Origin of the sequence: Vibrio fluminensis (genome assembly GCF_015278125.1) — a bacterium.
GTDB classification, from domain to species: Bacteria; Pseudomonadota; Gammaproteobacteria; order Enterobacterales; family Vibrionaceae; genus Vibrio; species Vibrio fluminensis.
In genome coordinates this window covers 1-17,773 of sequence record NZ_JADILO010000007.1, presented here as the reverse complement: position 1 = coordinate 17,773, position 17,773 = coordinate 1, and the positions used below count along the sequence as shown (strand labels likewise).

Sequence of the window (17,773 nt, the reverse complement as noted above, 5' to 3'; positions counted from 1 at the left end):
TAGGACAAAGTCCGTTCCCACGTCCCGAAGCGCAGCGTTCCGATTACCTTAATCCAGATTCTCCAAACCCCACTTGTAGAGTGCGTTCTTTTTCAGGTTGTAAATTTCTGCGGCCAACGCTGCGGCTTTTTTCAGTGGCAGCTCTTTGGTTAAAATCGCCAGTGTACGCAACGCTTCATCAGGTAATGTGTTGTCAGCAACTTCACGATGGCCGTGAACTAATAATACCATTTCACCACGTTGCTGATTGTCATCCGCTTTCACCCACTCGACTAACTCGCCAAGCGGCAAACCTTGGAAGGTTTCAAAAGTTTTCGTTAGCTCACGTGCCAGTACAACTTCACGCTCAGGACCAAGAATATCCAACATGTCATCAAGAGAGTCTAAAATACGATGTGGCGACTCATAAAAGATACAAGTGCGCTCTACTTTAGCGATCTCTAGCAACTTATCTTTTCTTGCTTTACTCTTTGGTGGTAAAAAGCCTTCAAAGCTGAAGCGATCTGAAGGTAAACCCGAAGCACTTAGTGCCGTGATGACCGCACAAGCGCCAGGAAGTGGAACAACTTTTACGCCCGCTTGACGACATTGCGATACAAGATGGTAACCTGGATCACTAATAAGTGGCGTCCCCGCATCAGAAACTAACGCGATAGATTGCCCTGATAATAATTTTTCTACCAAAACCTGTGCTTTTTGCTGTTCATTATGATCATGTAATGGGAAGGTTTTGGTCGAAATATTAAAGTGAGCTAGTAACTTACCTGTATGACGGGTATCTTCTGCTGCAATAAGATCTACACTATTTAGGACTTCAATCGCACGTTGGGTGATATCCCCCAAATTACCTATTGGAGTTGGTACAATGTAGAGAGTTGGGATCTGTGCAGGTAAGGTTTTATTATCTGTCATTTGTTTAGCATCACTTCAACGATTAATATAGACACAATCTTATACGGAATTTACAAAGAACTCATGGCCAAGAATAACCACAAGCGATTAAGTGTACCACGCTTACTCACTCCTGTAGCCCTCGCGGTCGTTTTAGCGGCGTGTTCGTCTACTTCATCGACATCTCGAGGCGTTGATATCACTAGTGATCCAACTCGCTCAGTCACTGACTATTTGATTCAAGCAGACAGCAGTGAAGGTAATTTGCAAAGTGATTGGTTAATCATGGCATTAAAAGCAGCGGTTGAATCAAACGATACCAACCAAGCTAAATTGCTTATCGCTCGCTTATCTCGTCAACCCCTGACTGATATGCAGCAAGCGGAATGGCAGTTGGCTCGTGCGCAAATGCTCTATAACAATCAGCAATTTGCCCAAGCAAGTGAACTATTGAACTTCCGCCCAACTTGGCGCCTTGCCAATGAGCAATGGAAAGATTATTACCAACTGCGTGCAGACAGCTTTGCAAAACAGCAAAACTACTTTGCAGCAGCTCGCGAACTGTCACGACTCACTGAGTTTGAAGATAAATCTCAACAAAGCTACCTAGCTCAAAGTATTTGGGAAAATCTCACTCATTACTCTGCTCAAGAGTTGAACCAATTTACCGTAGTGCCTAATGAAACGGTATTTGCTGGTTGGGTTCAGTTAGCGACTTACAATGCCGCATTAGCGGGCAATATCAGTCAGCTAAAAAGCAGTATCGAGCAATGGCTAGCCGAAAACCCTAGTCATCCTGCAGCTATGTACACACCGGAATCTATCAATAACATTCTATCGTTAGAAATCACTAAACCGGTCAATACTGCGCTTCTGCTACCTCTATCGGGTAAGTTTGCCAAACAAGCACAGCTGATCCGTGATGGTTTCATTCTACAAATGATGAACGATGAGCAACGCGATCCAAACGCAACGTTAACGGTTATTGATACCAACATTAATGATCCAGCGAGTTTGCAACAAACCTTTATCGATAAAAATATCGATTTTGTTGTCGGTCCTCTGGTCAAAGGCAATATTGCAGCACTGCAACAAGCGCAAACTGCCGCTGGCACACCGTTACCCATGCTGGCGCTAAACATTCCTGATGACATTCAATCCGGAACGAACATTTGTTATCTCGCGCTATCTCCAGAACAAGAAGTCGCGCAAGCAGCGAAGCATTTGTATGAACAAGGCTATCGCTACCCACTTATTTTGGCGCCAAAAGGCCGCCTTGGTCAGCGCGTTGTCGAAGCATTTGATCAAGAGTGGGACAAATACAGCACCAACAAAGTTGCGGTAAACCTATTTACAGACAAGCGCCAACTTCAGCGTAGCATTAACACAGCCTTTGGCCTGCAAGATAGTCAGCAACACATTGCTCAAATGGAATCTCTATTGAGAATGCAGTTGGAAAGCCAACCTCGCAGCCGTCGTGACATTGACGCTGTATATATTGTTGCGGGTAGCAGTGAGCTAACACTGATCAAACCATTTATTGAAGTGGCGATTAACCCTGATACCAATCCACCAAAATTGTTCTCAAATTCACGCAGCAACAGTGGTCGTCAGCAATATGAAGATCTAACGGGTGTGATGTACAGCGACATTCCACTGTTGATTCAACCAAACAGTGCCATTGAAGCGCAAATGAATCAAATGTGGCCTAAAGGTTCAAACGCTGAGAAACGACTTCAAGCGCTGGGTATGGACGCTTACCTATTGATGGAACAACTACCACAATTGAAAGTCGTTCAAGGTTCGACAATAAATGGTAATACTGGCGTTCTCAGCATCGACAATAACTGTGTTGTACAGCGAGAAATTAGCTGGGCAGAACATGGCGCTACTGAGCAAGCTAAGTAAAGGATTGTTCTTTGAATCGCAAGCGGAGAAACATCTTTCCGCTTGTGGTTTAACATCGATAACGCGTAACTTTCGTATCAAAGGTGGTGAAATCGATCTGATCATGAAAGACAATGACTGCATTGTTTTTGTCGAAGTGCGCTATCGTAAAAACCAACATTTTGGGCATGCCGCGGAAACCGTGACTTACGCGAAACAGCAACGACTGTTCAAGGCCGCCAACTTATGGCTGCTTCAACAAGGTTTGTCTATCCACACAACCAATATCCGTTTTGATTTAGTCGCTATTCATCACAATGGCGAACAAGTAGAATGGATAAAAAACGCAATCACGCAAGGATAACTGATGCTCGATAGCATTAAAGAGAGCTTCACAGAAAGCATTCAAATTCAAATTGCAGCGGCAGAAGCACTACCCGATGCCATCACCCATGCTGCACAAGCGATGGTTTCTAGCCTGCTTAATGGCAACAAGATTCTCTGCTGTGGTAACGGTGGCTCATCTTCCAATGCACAACAGTTTGTCTCCTGTTTGCTTAACCGCTTTGAGACTGAACGCCCTAGCCTACCAGCAATGGCATTAACGTCTGATAATACCACCTTGACCGCGGTAGCAAATGACTACCACTACGAACAAATCTTCTCGAAACAAGTTCGTGCATTTGGTCAACCTGGTGATATTTTGCTGGCGATTTCCACCAGTGGTAACAGCAAAAACATCATCAAAGCGATGGAAGCGGCAGTAACTCGTGATATGACCATTATTGCACTTACTGGCAAAGATGGCGGTGAAATGGCTGGTCTATTGGGCGAACACGATGTGGAAATTCGTATCCCATCTCACAGAACCGCAAGAATTCACGAGGTACACATGGTGACCTTGCACTGCTTATGTGATTTGATAGATCAAGTTCTATTCCCAGCTCACGAAGAGTAATGAGATGAAATTTGTTAAAGCTCTATTTGTTAGCCTAGTTTTACTCTCCAGCACCGGATGTGCAGGTTTATTCGTTGCCGGTGCCGCGACGACTGTGAACATCGTCACCGACACTCGCACAACCAAAGAAATTTGGAACGACAGCAATATAGAGCTTGAAGTTGCCGGTTTAACCAACAAAGCGCCATACAAAGGAGCGGTGCGCATTAACGCCAGTTCATATAAAGGTGTGGTCGTTTTGATGGGCCAAGCGAGTACCGAACAACTTCTTAATGAATTTACGCAACAGGCTCGTCAAATTTCGGGCGTGACGCAAGTTCATAATCAAGTACGCATCAAACAACCGTTATCACTTGGTGAAATCAGCCACGATAGCTGGATTACCACTAAAGTGAAGTCAGCGATTGTGACTAATAAAGAACTGGCTTCTGTGAAGATTAAAGTTATCACAGAAGATAGAGAGGTGTTTTTACTTGGTTATGTGTCTCGCGCTCACGCCGATCAAGCGGCTGAGATCGCACGCAACATCTCTGGGGTTAAACAGGTAATCAAAGCATTCCAGTACGGCGACTAATCTGTTAACGTTTTAGCGATAAAAAAAGCAGCGAATAAACGCTGCTTTTTTAATGCGACTTTTTAACCCATCTAGCAGTATTATTTTACTACACGTAGGCTTGGTCGACCTTTTGGTCGTGGCGGTTCGTCATCACTACTCGCAGATTCTTCGATTGTTTCTTCTGCTAATGATAAACCTACGCCCTCTTCAACTTCTTCGATGTAACCATCATCAGAATCATCGAACGCATCCATGTAGGCCTCTTCTGGGTCAAACATTGTACCTGCGCCATTTTCACGAGCGTAGATAGCCTGAACCGCATAAAGAGGAACAATTACAACGTGTGGTCGACCGCTAAAGCGAGCGTTAAATGTGATTTCATCATCACCAAGCTGAAGATTACCAACGGCACGAGGGGCAACGTTAAGAATAATTTGTCCATCTTGAACAAATTCTTGCGGAACGCGTACACCTGGTAACGTCGCTGCTACCACTAGATGAGGAGTTAAATCATTGTCCACCAGCCACTCATAAAATGCACGAAGCAAATATGGGCGGCGTGGGGTCATGTTTGAAATATCCATTACAGTGAAATTAACGAACTAGACGCATTTCACGTTCAGCTTCAGTTAATGAAGCTAGGAATGAATCACGTTCAAATACGCGGTTCATGTAAACTTTCAGCTCTTTAGAGCCAGGGCCTACTAGTTCAATACCTAGTTGAGGCAAACGCCATAATAGCGGAGCAAGGTAACAGTCGATTAGGCTGAATTCTTCACTCATGAAGTATTCAAACTCTGCGAAAACAGGACCAAGAGTTAGCAGGTCGTTACGCAGTTTATTACGTGCAGCATCTGACTCTTCAGCTGTACCATTTACCACTTTCTCTGCTAGTGAGTACCAGTTCTTTTCGATACGGTAGATCATTAGACGACTGTTACCACGAGCTACTGGGTAAACAGGCATTAGAGGTGGATGAGGGAAACGCTCATCTAGGTACTCCATAATGATTTTTGAGTCATATAGAGCTAGCTCGCGATCAACTAGAGTTGGAACAGTTTTGTATGGGTTTAACTCAATCAATTCCGCAGGCAAGTTCGCTTCATCAACTAGCTCAACCTCAACGCTTACGCCCTTTTCAGCGAGAACAATACGCACCTGATGGCTATACATATCAGATGCACTTGAGAATAGAGTCATCACAGAACGTTTATTGGCAGCTACAGCCATGGAGCCCTCCAGCACACTTACAGAAATAAAAAACAATGGAGGCTAAGCCTCCATTGTAAACAGTCAAATATGGTAATTAGCACGACATGATAGCACAATTAATGCACATCACGCCAATACTCTTTCTTGAGCAACACGACCACGATAGTGAAAATCACTAGGAAACCCATTACCCACCAACCAAGAGTATGGCGTTCAAGTTTCACTGGGTCACCGGAATACTCAAGGAAGTTAACCAAATCAAGTACAGCTTGATCGTACTCTTCTGAGTTTAGCTCACCTGAACCATCTGTCTCGATGCCGACCACAACTTCTACTTCTTCACCATCGACCACTTTCGTGCCCATGACTGGGGTTGGAATACCTTGCAGCTCTTCCAATACGTGCGGCATACCAACACTTGGGAATACCACGTTGTTAACGCCAAATGGACGAGATGGATCCTCATAGAATGAGCGTAAGTAAGTGTATAGCCAATCAGTACCACGAACACGAGCCACCAAGGTTAAATCTGGCGCTGGACCACCAAACCATTGAGCAGCTTGCTTCTCAGGCATGGCATTTTCCATCAAGTCACCAATTTTGGCATTCGGGTCAAAGATCAGGTTCTCTTTCATTAACTCAACCGGAATTCCAATATCACGAGCAACTCGCTCATAGCGCTGATACTGGGCTGAATGACAACCAAAACAGTAATTCATAAACAGCTTTGCACCGTTTTGCAGTGACTCTTGGTCCGTCAAATCGTTATTTGCTTTGTCTAAAGGTACGTTTGCACCCGCTGCCATCGCCAGCGATGGCAACATTGCAAATAAAACTAAAATCCACTTTTTCATTTGAATGTCACCCTCTCTGGTAATGGTTTCGTTGCCTCATTCTTACTGTAGAAATACAGTAAAACGAAGAACATGAAGTAACCTAAGCTAAAGATCTGCGCAAGGAGTGTATATAACGAGGTCGCAGGAAGCGCACCCAAGACACCCAACGCGACAAAGCAGATGGTGAACTGAATAATATTAACTAAGTGGAACTTACTGCGGTAACGGTACGAGCGTACTTTACAGCGATCTAACCATGGCAGAACAAACAACACCGCGATCGACGCGCCCATGGCAATAACACCAAGCAGCTTATCAGGTACCGCACGCAAAATTGCATAGAACGGTGTGAAGTACCAAACAGGAGCAATATGTTCGGGTGTTTTCAGTGGGTTAGCCGCTTCAAAGTTAGGTGGCTCAAGGAAGTAACCGCCCATCTCTGGGTTAAAGAACAGTACGTAACAGAACAAGAATAAGAAGCCTGCTACACCAACCAAGTCTTTCACCGTACCGTAAGGATGGAATGGGACAGAATCGATAATGTCGTACTTCTTCGAGTAGTAATCGTGGAACTTGAACTGGGTTTGATAATCATCGCCCATGCTGCCTTTTGGCAGTTTGGTTTCAATACCATCAGGGTTGTTTGAACCCACTTCGTGCAGCGCCAATACGTGCAACACAATAAGCAACAACAGTACGATTGGCAGAGCAATTACGTGCAGAGCAAAGAAGCGGTTGAGTGTCGCTCCAGAAATTACGTAGTCACCACGAATCCATAGCGTTAAATCATCGCCTATCACTGGAATCGCACCAAATAGAGAAATGATTACCTGAGCGCCCCAGTAAGACATTTGTCCCCAAGGTAGCAGGTAACCCATAAAGGCTTCAGCCATCAACACAAGGAAGATAAGCATGCCGAATACCCATAAAAGCTCGCGAGGCTTCTGATATGAACCGTAAATTAAACCACGGAACATGTGGAGATAAACCACCACGAAGAATGCCGATGCGCCCGTTGAGTGCATATAACGCAGCAACCAACCGTATTCTACATCACGCATAATGTATTCAATCGAAGCGAATGCACCTTCTCCTGAAGGCACGTAGTTCATGGTTAGCCAAATCCCTGTGAGGATTTGGTTAACAAGCACCAACATAGCAAGTGAGCCGAATAAATACCAAAAGTTAAAGTTCTTTGGCATTGGATATTCAGAAAGGTGCTTCTTGTACGCATTCATTGCGGGTAAGCGTTTTTCTACCCAATCCAGTAGAGCTTGCATTATGCCTCCCCTTCTTCATCAACACCGATCATGATCCTGGTATCGCTTAAGTACATATGCTTAGGCACAACCAAGTTTAATGGTGCTGGCACGCCAGAAAATACGCGACCAGCCATATCGAATTTTGAACCGTGACAAGGACAGAAGAAGCCCGATTTCACACCTTGAACCTGCTCACTGAAACTGTCAGGTAAATAGGTAGGAGAACATCCAAGGTGAGTACAAATACCCACGGCGACAAAATATTCTGGTTTGATAGAACGGAAAGCATTCTGTGCGTAAGCAGGCTGCTGCTCTTCACCAGATGCTGGGTCACGAAGTTGACCATCAAGTTCGTTTAAAGTATCCACAACTGTCTGTGCGCGGCGGACAACCCATACAGGTTTACCTCGCCATTCCACGCGTACCATCTGCCCCTCTTCCAGTTTGCTGACATCAACTTCAACTGGGGCACCTGCTGCTTTCGCTTTTTCACTTGGGTTCCAAGATTTAATAAAAGGCACGGCAACCGCTGCAGCTCCCAAACCACCAACAACGGCTGTTGTTGCGGTCAGAAAGCGTCTACGACCGTTATTTAAAGGCGCATTGCTCATCCAAACATTCTCCCATTTGCTCCTTATGGATTATTGTTATTCCTTACCAAGAGCATGGCTAACAAATTGAGTTTTGTTGTATTTATTTGAGCGCAAATGATAATTAAAACCCTACTTTTTGACAAGGTAAAGCTACTTTTTTGCAACATTTATGAATACAAACGCTAAAGTCGTCACAAAAGCAGAACATTGATGTGGGAAGTATTTTTGCAGATGAGATTGGGAAAAGATTTACTTGGCGCAGAAAAACAAAAAGCCTGGCATATAGCCAGGCTTTTGACGCCACATTCCAGTAAAACTGGAAGCGAATCTTTGTAAAAAGATTAACGCTTAGAGAACTGTGGACGACGACGTGCTTTACGTAGACCAACTTTCTTACGTTCAACGCAACGAGCGTCACGAGTAACGTAACCAGCTGCACGTAGAGCAGGACGGAAAGACTCATCGTATTCCATTAGAGCGCGTGTGATACCGTGACGGATCGCACCAGCTTGACCAGAAATACCGCCACCTTTAACAGTAACGTATAGGTCTAGTTTCTCAGTTAGTTCAACTAGCTCTAGAGGTTGTTTAACAACCATGCGAGAAGTTGGACGACCGAAGTATTCATCAAGGCTACGCTTGTTGATTACGATGTTGCCAGTACCCGGTTTGATAAAAACACGCGCAGCTGAGCTTTTGCGACGGCCAGTGCCGTAGTATTGATTCTCTGCCATTTTCGAAATCCCCGATTAGATGTCTAGTACTTGTGGTTGTTGAGCAGCATGGTTGTGCTCAGCGCCAGCGTAAACTTTTAGCTTACGGTACATAGCACGGCCTAGAGGACCACGTGGAAGCATACCTTTAACCGCTAGTTCAAGAACCATTTCTGGCTTACGATCGATCAGCTTTTCAAAAGTGATTGATTTAAGACCACCAGGGAACTCAGAGTGACGGTAGTAAACTTTGTTCTTAGCTTTGTTACCAGTTACAGTAACTTTTTCCGCATTGATAACGATGATGTAGTCACCAGCGTCACAGTGTGGAGTGTATTCAGCTTTGTGTTTGCCACGTAGGCGAGATGCAATTTCACTTGCTAGACGGCCAAGAGTTTTACCTTCAGCGTCTACAACGTACCAGTCGCGTTTTACAGTTTCTGGTTTAGCAACGAAAGTTTTCATGCTAATAATAACCCGTTAAATTAAGATTAAACTTTACAGGAGTACCCACGGTACTCCCACACTGTCTAAGAGCCCAGTCATCACCCCTTCGAGCGGTTGGCACTCTCGACCAAATTCCGAAATAACTTCGATATCAGGTCTGCAGTAACGGTGGGTCGCAGGATTATATTGAAGTGAGCTGAAAAAATCATCTCTTTTTTTTAAGAAAGATCCCACTTTTTACTTCAACAGCGAAAATTTTGTTTACTTAGGCTAAATGCTCTAGCGCTAAGTAATCATGACTTTGCATCTCAGTTAAGCGCGAGATACAACGTTTAAATTCAAACTCAAGCTGACCATGAGTATAAAGCGCTTCTAACTCGATCTCTGCCGATATAATTAGCTTCACGTTACGCTCATAGAACTCATCCACTAAAGCGATAAAACGTCGAGCTGCATCATCAATAGTACGATCCATCTGCACAACATCAGCAAGTAGCACCGTATGATAGATACGGGACAGTTCAATGTAATCATTCTGGCTGCGTGCTGTTTGACACAACTGGGCAAAGGTCGCATGTAACACACCGTCAGCAGCTCGCTCTACCGCTATCTGTCGATGATTGATTTCAATGTGCGCCGAGCCTTGCTTACCTTCGCCTACCAGTTGCAAGTAATAACGCTGCATATTATCACTCGCAGCTTGGTCAAGCGGATAGTGATAGATCTCAGCTTGCTCTAAAGTCCTTAGTCGATAATCAACACCACTGTCTACATTCATAATGAGACAGTTCTTTTTAATCAATTCTATTGCAGGCAAAAAGCGAGCACGTTGCAAGCCATTGCGGTACAAATCATCCGGAGGGATATTCGACGTTGCAACTAAAATAACGCCACGTTCGAAGAGGGCTTGAAATAGAGTACCTAGAATCATTGCATCGGTGATGTCTGAAACAAAAAACTCATCAAAGCAGATAATCTCAGCTTCTTGCTTAAACTTGTCGGCCACCACATTCAGTGGGTCACTTTTATCACCTAACGCATTCAACTCATCATGCACACGCAACATAAAACGATGGAAATGCACCCGCATTTTTTTATCGCTCGGCAGCGCATCAAAGAAAGTATCCATTAAATACGTTTTTCCGCGACCTACCCCGCCCCAAAAATAGAGCCCTTGCGGTGCTTGAGGCAAAACGTCTTTTTTACCAAACCAACTCTTCCATTTAGGCTGCACCTCAATAGGCGTTTGCTGGTAAGTAATAAACTGGTGGTATAGGTTATCAAGGGCTTCGACGGCTTGGAGCTGTGCACTATCTTGTTGGAAGTTGTGCAGTTCAATATCAGATTGGTATCTTTGTAACGGTGTCATGGGCTAGACCTTAGTTTCACTGCAGCGCCTAGCTATCCAATCTCTCTGCTCTATACTATGTTTTGCGCAGTTTCGCTGGATAGGGTCACACGCATTTTTCTTTATTGGTTTAATTTCTCATAGTACCATGTGATATGAGCATGTGTAACCACCTGGTAAACAACATGTAAAACAAATAATAAGGAGCAATTATGCCTTGGATTTATGCCCTTGTAGGTGTGCTTGTTGGCGCAGTGATTGGATTTGCTATTTCCCGCTTTACCGCACCTGACTACAAGAAACAAAAGAAACTCTACAAAGATTTAGAAACAGCGAAGTTTGAGCTTGAGCAGCAAAAACAAGAGTTAACCGATCACTTTGCTCAATCAGCGGAAATGTTGGATTCTCTTGGTAAAGAGTACACGAAGCTTTACCAACATATGGCGAAAACCTCTTCTGAACTATTGCCAAACATCCCTGAACAAGACAACCCATTTGCCCAAAAAGTCGCACAGCAAAAAAATGCTTCTAGTGCCGACCAATCTTTAGAAGACGCACCAAAAGATTATGCTAACGGCGCAACTGGTCTGCTACGTGAAGAGAAGAAAGAATACGTCGACGCACCAGAGCAAAGTGAGGAAAAAAAAGCCTCTTAAAAACTGAATAAATTTAGTCCTCTGTGAACTAAATAGTTTTTTTCGAGTCATATCTCCCATAAGTCACTATTGTTCTGCTATTTGTTACGTAAATAGTTACGTACATAAGCAGGACGTAACGAGCCAACAAGGACTCTCTACCTGTTGGCTCTTTAATAGGTCCTCACTTTATAGGAGTTATTCGATGAAAAAACCTTTGCTTGTCTTAACAGCATTATCTCTAAGCTTAAGTTCGCTCATCACATCATTGCCTGCTACCGCAGCGCTTCCAGTATCCGTTGGTGGTGAACAATTACCTAGTCTTGCACCTATGCTAGAAAAAGTGACTCCTGCGGTCGTAAGCATTGATGTCGAAGGCACCCAAGTATCACGTCAACGTATTCCTGATCAGTTCCGCTTTTTCTTTGGGCCTGACTTCCCTGCTGAACAATTGCAAGAGCGTCCATTTAGAGGGCTAGGCTCTGGTGTCATTGTCGATGCCAAAAAAGGCTATATCGTTACCAACTTCCATGTAATTAAAGGGGCGGAGAAGATCCGCGTTAAACTGCACGATGGTCGCGAGTACGATGCCGAGCTGATTGGCGGCGATGAAATGTCTGATATTGCGCTGCTAAAACTTGAAGAAGCGAAGAACTTAACTCAAATCACTCTGGCCGACTCTGACAAGTTGCGCGTAGGCGATTTTAGCGTAGCGATAGGTAACCCATTTGGCTTAGGTCAAACGGTCACGTCGGGTATCGTATCCGCTTTAGGCCGCAGCGGTCTAAACATTGAAAACTTCGAAAACTTTATTCAAACCGATGCGGCGATCAACAGCGGCAACTCGGGCGGCGCACTGGTAAACCTTAACGGTGAACTGATTGGTATCAATACTGCTATTCTCGGTCCCAACGGCGGTAACGTCGGCATCGGTTTTGCTATTCCATCAAATATGATGAAAAACCTCACTGAGCAAATTCTTGAATTTGGTGAAGTGAAACGAGGCATGCTCGGCGTTCAAGGTGGTGAAGTGACGTCTGAACTTGCAGAAGCTTTGGGGTATGAATCAAGCAAAGGTGCTTTTGTTAGCCAAGTCATGCCTGACAGCGCAGCAGAAAAAGCGGGCCTGAAAGCTGGTGACATCATTGTTTCAGTCAATGGCAAATCAATCAGTACCTTCCATGAACTTAGAGCCAAAATTGGCACGCTTGGTGCCGGTAAAAAGGTAGAGCTTGGCATTTTACGTGATGGCAAAGAGAAAAACTTTGACGTCGTGCTTGGCGAACAGACCAATGTCAAAACCACCGCCGACAAATTGCATGAAGGTCTTGCGGGAGCTGAGCTGACTAATACCAATGCTAGCGATAAAGCAACAGGTGTTAAAGTTACTGCGGTGGCAGAAGGTTCTCCTGCAGCAAGCTATGAGCTGCAACAAGGCGATATCATTATTGGCGTTAACCGCCAAAGAGTGAAGAATCTTGCTGAATTCCGTGCCATTGTAGAGAAGCATAAAGGTATTTTAGCGCTCAATATCCAGCGCGGTGACCGCACGATTTACCTTGTGGTACGTTAAACGTTAAACCCACTGATACTAAAGGGGCAGTAAAGCGATTTACTGCCCCTTTTTGTTCCCTCGGAACCATGGGGTGTGAATGAATAGACATCTATATCGAATCAACCTGACATAATGCTGGGTATAATGCTATCCTTCTGATTTTCTTCTGTCTGTTATTCATTTGGGGAATGTATGCTCAGTTTTTTATTGCGCTCAGTAGGACTTGGTCTTGCGACAGCGGCACTGCTGCTGCTAGCGGTTCCGTCACTGCGCACAAATGTACTGCCTGACAACATCACTGACCCCATTAGTGATATTAGTTCATTGCAAGTGTCATTTAATGATGCGGTGCGTAAAGCGGCACCTGCAGTTGTTAATATCTACAGCCGTAAATACACCGAAGAAGATCGCTCTAAACTGTTAACGCAAGGGTTAGGCTCAGGTGTTATTGTCAGTGAAAAAGGCTACATTATTACAAATTACCACGTGGTTGCCCAAGCAGACCAAATCATCGTCGCCCTACAAGATGGCCGCGTGGCTGCTGCACAGTTAGTAGGTAAAGATCGTCGTACCGATATTGCGATTTTACGTATCGAAGGCACTAATCTTCCGGTCATTCCGCTCAACTCAAATTACAAAGCCAAAGTAGGCGATATTGTTCTCGCTATTGGTAACCCATACAACTTAGGGCAAACCACCACTTTTGGCATTATCTCAGCCACTGGGCGCTCTTCTATCAGTGCTGGCGGTCGACAAGCATTTATCCAAACCGATGCGGCCATCAATGAAGGCAATTCAGGCGGCGCGTTGGTGAATACGCGCGGTGAACTCGTCGGTATTAATACCGCTTCTTTCCAACAGGCTACCGATTTAGAAACCTATGGCATTTCATTTGCAATTCCCTACTCACTGGCCAATTTGATCATGAATAAAATCATTGCGGATGGTCGAGTGATCCGGGGTTACATCGGCTTAGATGGCCAAGATATCACCTCAGTAACCGCTCGCTTACTTGGTAATGAGCACTTAGGCGGAATTATTGTCTTAGGCGTCGATCCTAATGGTCCTGCCGCGCAAGCTGGCTTTCAAGCTCAAGATATTATTTTGAAAATTGATGGGCAAAAAATCAACGGTCGTCAAAGTGTAATGGAGATTGTTACTGAGCTTCGCCCTGGAACAACGGTTGATATATTGGTGCTGAGAAAGGGAGAGGAACTGACTATCCCTGTCACGGTAGCAGAAGATACTCGCGAATAAGATCGTGAGATTTTAAAGAGAACATTCAGATAGAAAAAAACCAGCCGAGGCTGGTTTTTTATTAGTTAGCTTTTATTCACTAATGACGTCTTCGGCTACTGCATCGTTTGAATCGATTTCGATGCGAGTTACACGTTGTAAACCACGAGGTAACAATGCACCACGGCGGCCACGCTCACCACGGAAGTTCTCCAGATCAGACGGTTTCAAACCTAACTTGCGCTTACCTGCATACAGGGTAATCGAGCAATCCTTAGGAATCGAAATCAGGTGAGAAACAATTTCTTCACGCTCTTTCGCTTTCGCTGCTGGAATATTGATGATCTTGTTACCTTTACCCTTACCTAATTGCGGTAGTTCCTTAATAGGGAACAACAACATACGGCCTTGGTTGGTAATCGCTAAGATTTCATCACTATCTAAATCAGCGATCGTCTGTGGTGTCATCACTTGTGAGTTTTGCGGTAGAGATACTAGCGCTTTACCGCTGCGGTTTTTCGACAGCAATTCACTGCCTTTACACACAAAACCATAACCCGCGTCAGAGCCAATTAGCCACAACTGCGCCTCTTCACCCATAATCACTTGGCGTACTGAAGTACCCGCAGCAACATTCAGACGTCCCGTAATTGGCTCGCCTTGGCTACGTGCTGATGGTAATGAATGCGACTCTAACGAGTAACTGCGACCATCACTGCCTAAGAACACCGCCTGCTGATTACTCTTACCACGAGCGTGGGCAAGATATTGGTCACCAGACTTATAGCTTAAGCTTTCTGCGTCGACATCATGCCCTTTCGCATGACGAATCCAACCTTTCTCAGATAGCACGACCGTAATAGGCTCACTCGGGACTAAGTCACGCTCAGTGAGCGCTTTTGCTTCAGCACGTTCCACCAAAGGAGAACGACGATCGTCACCGTATTTCTCTGCGTCTGCTTTGATCTCTTTTTTCAGTAGCGTATTAAGACGGCGCTCAGAACCAAGTAGCTGTTCTAGCTTCTCACGCTCTTTCTCTAACTCGTCTTGCTCGCCACGAATCTTCATCTCTTCCAACTTCGCTAGGTGGCGAAGTTTGGTATCAAGAATCGCATCCGCTTGAATATCGGTGATACCAAAGCGCGCCATTAGCACAGCTTTAGGATCATCTTCAGTGCGGATGATTTCAATCACTTCATCTAGGTTTAGATAAGCAACCAACAAACCTTCTAAGATATGTAAACGCGCAAGTACTTTGTCTAGACGGTATTGTAGACGACGAGTCACAGTGCCGCGACGGAACTCAATCCACTCAGCAAGAATCTGCACTAAGCCTTTAACTTGAGGACGATTGTCCAAACCAATCATATTCAAGTTAACACGGAAGCTCTTTTCTAAATCCGTTGACGCAAACAGATGGTTCATCAACTGATCGCAATCGACGCGGTTTGAACGAGGTACAATCACGATACGAGTCGGGTTTTCATGATCGGACTCATCGCGTAAATCTTCCACCATCGGCAGTTTTTTCGCGCGCATCTGGTTTGCGATTTGTTCAAGCAGTTTCGCACCCGATGTTTGGTGTGGCAGAGAAGTAATAACGATATCACTCCCTTCTTTGTGCCATACCGCACGCATCTTGATGCTACCGCGACCTGTGCGGTAAATCTTTTCGATTTCCGCTTGAGGCGAAGTGATTTCCGCTTCTGTTGGGTAATCAGGACCTTTAACAAACTGCATCACATCCGCCAACTCCGCTTTCGGGTTGTCGATCATATGAATCGTTGCTTCCGCCACTTCACGCACGTTATGCGGAGGAATGTCGGTCGCCATACCTACTGCGATACCCGTTACGCCATTCAACAAAATGTGTGGCAGACGCGCTGGCAACATTTGTGGCTCTTTCATCGTGCCATCAAAGTTAGGTTGCCATTCAACGGTACCTTGACCTAATTCGCCTAACAGTACTTCGGCAAACTTAGACAATTTTGCTTCGGTATAACGCATTGCCGCGAATGATTTCGGATCATCTGGCGCACCCCAGTTACCTTGACCGTCAACCAGTGGGTAGCGGTAAGAGAAAGGCTGAGCCATCAATACCATCGCTTCGTAACACGCAGAGTCACCGTGCGGGTGGTATTTACCCAACACGTCACCAACGGTACGTGCTGATTTTTTGTATTTTGCTGATGCCGAAAGACCAAGCTCCGACATTGCATAGATAATACGACGTTGAACCGGCTTTAAACCGTCACCAATATATGGCAACGCACGGTCCATGATTACGTACATTGAGTAGTTTAGATAAGCGTCTTCGGTGAACTTGCGCATTGGCAACTGTTCAACGCCATCATAAGTAATTTCTGTAGACATCCGTTAAACCTCTGCCATATCGCCGTTGCTTTGTAACCATGCGCGACGATCATCTGCACGCTTCTTACCGAGTAGCATGTCCATCATTTCCATCGTTGCGTCATTGTCATCAATAGTCAGTTGAACTAGACGACGAGTGTTCGGATCCATGGTCGTTTCACGCAGTTGCAGTGGGTTCATTTCACCCAGACCTTTGAATCGCTGCACGTTGATCTTGGCTTTCTTCTTCGACAACCGCTCTAAGATGCCTTCTTTCTCATCATCATCAAGGGCATAGAAAACTTCTTTACCACAGTCGATGCGATACAGTGGAGGCATAGCTACATAGATATGACCCGCTTCAACTAGAGCACGGAAGTGACGTGTAAACAGTGCACACAACAGCGTTGCAATGTGCAAACCGTCCGAGTCCGCATCGGCAAGGATGCAGATCTTACCGTAACGTAAGCTATCGAGATTATCGCTATCCGGATCGATACCCAGTGCAACAGAGATATCATGAACTTCTTGCGATGCGAGTACTTGGTCAGCAGCCACTTCCCAAGTGTTGAGAATTTTACCACGTAGCGGCATTACCGCTTGGAATTCACGGTCACGTGCTTGTTTCGCTGAACCACCTGCCGAGTCCCCTTCCACGAAGAAGATTTCAGTACGGCTTAAGTCTTGCACCGAACAGTCGGTTAACTTGCCTGGCAGTGCTGGGCCTGATGCAATTTTCTTACGTACCACTTTTTTACTCGCGCGCATACGGCGGTGAGCATTCGCGATACAAACTTCCGCTAACTGTTCAGCGAGTTGTGGCTTTTCATTTAGCCACAGACTAAATACGTCTTTAACCACACCAGAAACAAAAGCTGCGGTTTGTCGTGAAGAGAGTCGTTCTTTGGTTTGACCTGCAAATTGCGGATCTTGCATCTTAACCGACAACACGTACGAACAGCGGTCAAACACATCATCGCCAGTTAACTTAACACCACGTGGCAACAGATTGCGGAATTCACAGAACTCACGCATCGCGTCCAACAAACCTTGACGCAGACCATTAACATGCGTGCCGCCTTGAGCCGTCGGGATCAAGTTAACGTAGCTTTCGGTGATCATCTCACCGCCTTCAGGCTGCCATATTACCGCCCAGTTAGCCGCTTCAGTTTCTGCTGAGAACTCACCAGTAAATGGTTCTTCAGGTAACAGGGTGTAACCTTTTACCCCTTCTGCCAGATAATCTTTTAGACCATCTTCGTAGTACCACTGGTAATCTTTACCGTTCACTT

Annotated in this window: 18 protein-coding genes; 7 read left to right on the top strand and 11 right to left on the bottom strand. The window is 45.1% G+C overall.

Annotated features, from left to right (window positions below):
• Positions 1 to 48 precede the first annotated feature (48 nt).
• A complete protein-coding gene (gene rsmI / locus IRQ95_RS07100; RefSeq protein WP_194436288.1) occupies positions 49 to 912 on the bottom strand; it encodes a 16S rRNA (cytidine(1402)-2'-O)-methyltransferase in 864 nt (287 codons plus the stop codon).
• 63 nt (positions 913 to 975) lie between these two features.
• On the opposite strand from rsmI, the gene IRQ95_RS07095 reads away from it, so the two are divergent.
• From IRQ95_RS07095 to IRQ95_RS07080, 4 genes are read left to right on the top strand one after another with little or no spacing between them, the layout of a single operon-like run.
• The gene (locus IRQ95_RS07095) at positions 976 to 2,799 is read left to right on the top strand and encodes a penicillin-binding protein activator (protein WP_194436287.1); all 1,824 of its coding nucleotides are present in this window, start codon (positions 976 to 978) and stop codon (positions 2,797 to 2,799) included.
• The gene (locus tag IRQ95_RS07090) at positions 2,774 to 3,142 is read left to right on the top strand and encodes a YraN family protein (RefSeq protein ID WP_194436286.1); all 369 of its coding nucleotides are present in this window, start codon (positions 2,774 to 2,776) and stop codon (positions 3,140 to 3,142) included. The genes IRQ95_RS07095 and IRQ95_RS07090 overlap by 26 nt, the downstream gene beginning before the upstream one ends.
• Before the next feature lie 3 nt (positions 3,143 to 3,145).
• Positions 3,146 to 3,736, top strand: coding sequence for a phosphoheptose isomerase (locus IRQ95_RS07085; RefSeq protein WP_075649299.1), 591 nt, complete (start codon positions 3,146 to 3,148; stop codon positions 3,734 to 3,736).
• Between the two features lie 4 nt (positions 3,737 to 3,740).
• Complete coding sequence (locus IRQ95_RS07080; RefSeq protein WP_194436285.1) at positions 3,741 to 4,310, top strand: BON domain-containing protein; 570 nt, start codon at positions 3,741 to 3,743, stop codon at positions 4,308 to 4,310.
• A gap of 80 nt (positions 4,311 to 4,390) precedes the next feature.
• Here IRQ95_RS07080 and sspB read toward each other — a convergent pair whose 3' ends face one another.
• The 8 genes from sspB to zapE all read right to left on the bottom strand — a co-directional run bounded on the left by sspB (position 4,391) and on the right by zapE (position 10,724).
• Positions 4,391 to 4,876, bottom strand: a complete 486-nt coding sequence (gene sspB, locus IRQ95_RS07075) for a ClpXP protease specificity-enhancing factor (protein ID WP_194436284.1) — start codon at positions 4,874 to 4,876, stop codon at positions 4,391 to 4,393.
• Between the two features lie 10 nt (positions 4,877 to 4,886).
• Positions 4,887 to 5,522, bottom strand: a complete 636-nt coding sequence (sspA, locus tag IRQ95_RS07070) for a stringent starvation protein SspA (RefSeq protein ID WP_075649302.1) — start codon at positions 5,520 to 5,522, stop codon at positions 4,887 to 4,889.
• 98 nt (positions 5,523 to 5,620) lie between these two features.
• Positions 5,621 to 6,358, bottom strand: coding sequence for a cytochrome c1 (locus IRQ95_RS07065; protein WP_194436283.1), 738 nt, complete (start codon positions 6,356 to 6,358; stop codon positions 5,621 to 5,623).
• Complete coding sequence (locus IRQ95_RS07060; RefSeq protein WP_194436282.1) at positions 6,355 to 7,620, bottom strand: cytochrome b; 1,266 nt, start codon at positions 7,618 to 7,620, stop codon at positions 6,355 to 6,357. The genes IRQ95_RS07065 and IRQ95_RS07060 overlap by 4 nt, the downstream gene beginning before the upstream one ends.
• Positions 7,620 to 8,213: a ubiquinol-cytochrome c reductase iron-sulfur subunit gene (gene petA, locus IRQ95_RS07055; protein WP_075649305.1), complete on the bottom strand. Its 594-nt coding sequence runs from the start codon at positions 8,211 to 8,213 to the stop codon at positions 7,620 to 7,622. Before petA ends, IRQ95_RS07060 begins: the two co-directional genes overlap by 1 nt.
• 323 nt (positions 8,214 to 8,536) lie before the next feature.
• Positions 8,537 to 8,929, bottom strand: coding sequence for a 30S ribosomal protein S9 (rpsI, locus tag IRQ95_RS07050; protein WP_194436281.1), 393 nt, complete (start codon positions 8,927 to 8,929; stop codon positions 8,537 to 8,539).
• 15 nt (positions 8,930 to 8,944) lie between these two features.
• Positions 8,945 to 9,373, bottom strand: coding sequence for a 50S ribosomal protein L13 (gene rplM, locus IRQ95_RS07045; protein ID WP_123780961.1), 429 nt, complete (start codon positions 9,371 to 9,373; stop codon positions 8,945 to 8,947).
• Positions 9,374 to 9,620: 247 nt separating this feature from the next.
• Positions 9,621 to 10,724 carry a cell division protein ZapE gene (zapE, locus tag IRQ95_RS07040; protein ID WP_194436280.1) on the bottom strand — a complete coding sequence of 368 codons (1,104 nt, stop codon included), beginning with the start codon at positions 10,722 to 10,724 and terminating at the stop codon, positions 9,621 to 9,623.
• A gap of 191 nt (positions 10,725 to 10,915) precedes the next feature.
• On the opposite strand from zapE, the gene zapG reads away from it, so the two are divergent.
• The 3 genes from zapG (at position 10,916) to degS (ending at position 14,150) form a co-directional block, all read left to right on the top strand.
• Positions 10,916 to 11,359, top strand: a complete 444-nt coding sequence (gene zapG, locus IRQ95_RS07035; RefSeq protein ID WP_194436279.1) for a Z-ring associated protein ZapG — start codon at positions 10,916 to 10,918, stop codon at positions 11,357 to 11,359.
• A 184-nt stretch (positions 11,360 to 11,543) separates the two neighbouring features.
• Positions 11,544 to 12,911 (top strand): DegQ family serine endoprotease, encoded by a 1,368-nt coding sequence (locus IRQ95_RS07030; protein ID WP_194436278.1) that lies wholly within the window; start codon positions 11,544 to 11,546, stop codon positions 12,909 to 12,911.
• A gap of 174 nt (positions 12,912 to 13,085) precedes the next feature.
• Positions 13,086 to 14,150, top strand: a complete 1,065-nt coding sequence (degS, locus tag IRQ95_RS07025) for an outer membrane-stress sensor serine endopeptidase DegS (protein WP_194436277.1) — start codon at positions 13,086 to 13,088, stop codon at positions 14,148 to 14,150.
• Positions 14,151 to 14,222: 72 nt separating this feature from the next.
• Here the strand turns inward: degS and parC are convergent, their stop codons facing one another.
• Entirely contained in the window at positions 14,223 to 16,502 is a 2,280-nt protein-coding gene (gene parC, locus IRQ95_RS07020; protein ID WP_194436276.1) for a DNA topoisomerase IV subunit A, read from the bottom strand.
• A gap of 3 nt (positions 16,503 to 16,505) precedes the next feature.
• A partial coding sequence (gene parE, locus IRQ95_RS07015; RefSeq protein ID WP_194436275.1) for a DNA topoisomerase IV subunit B occupies positions 16,506 to 17,773 on the bottom strand: 1,268 nt, incomplete at its 5' end.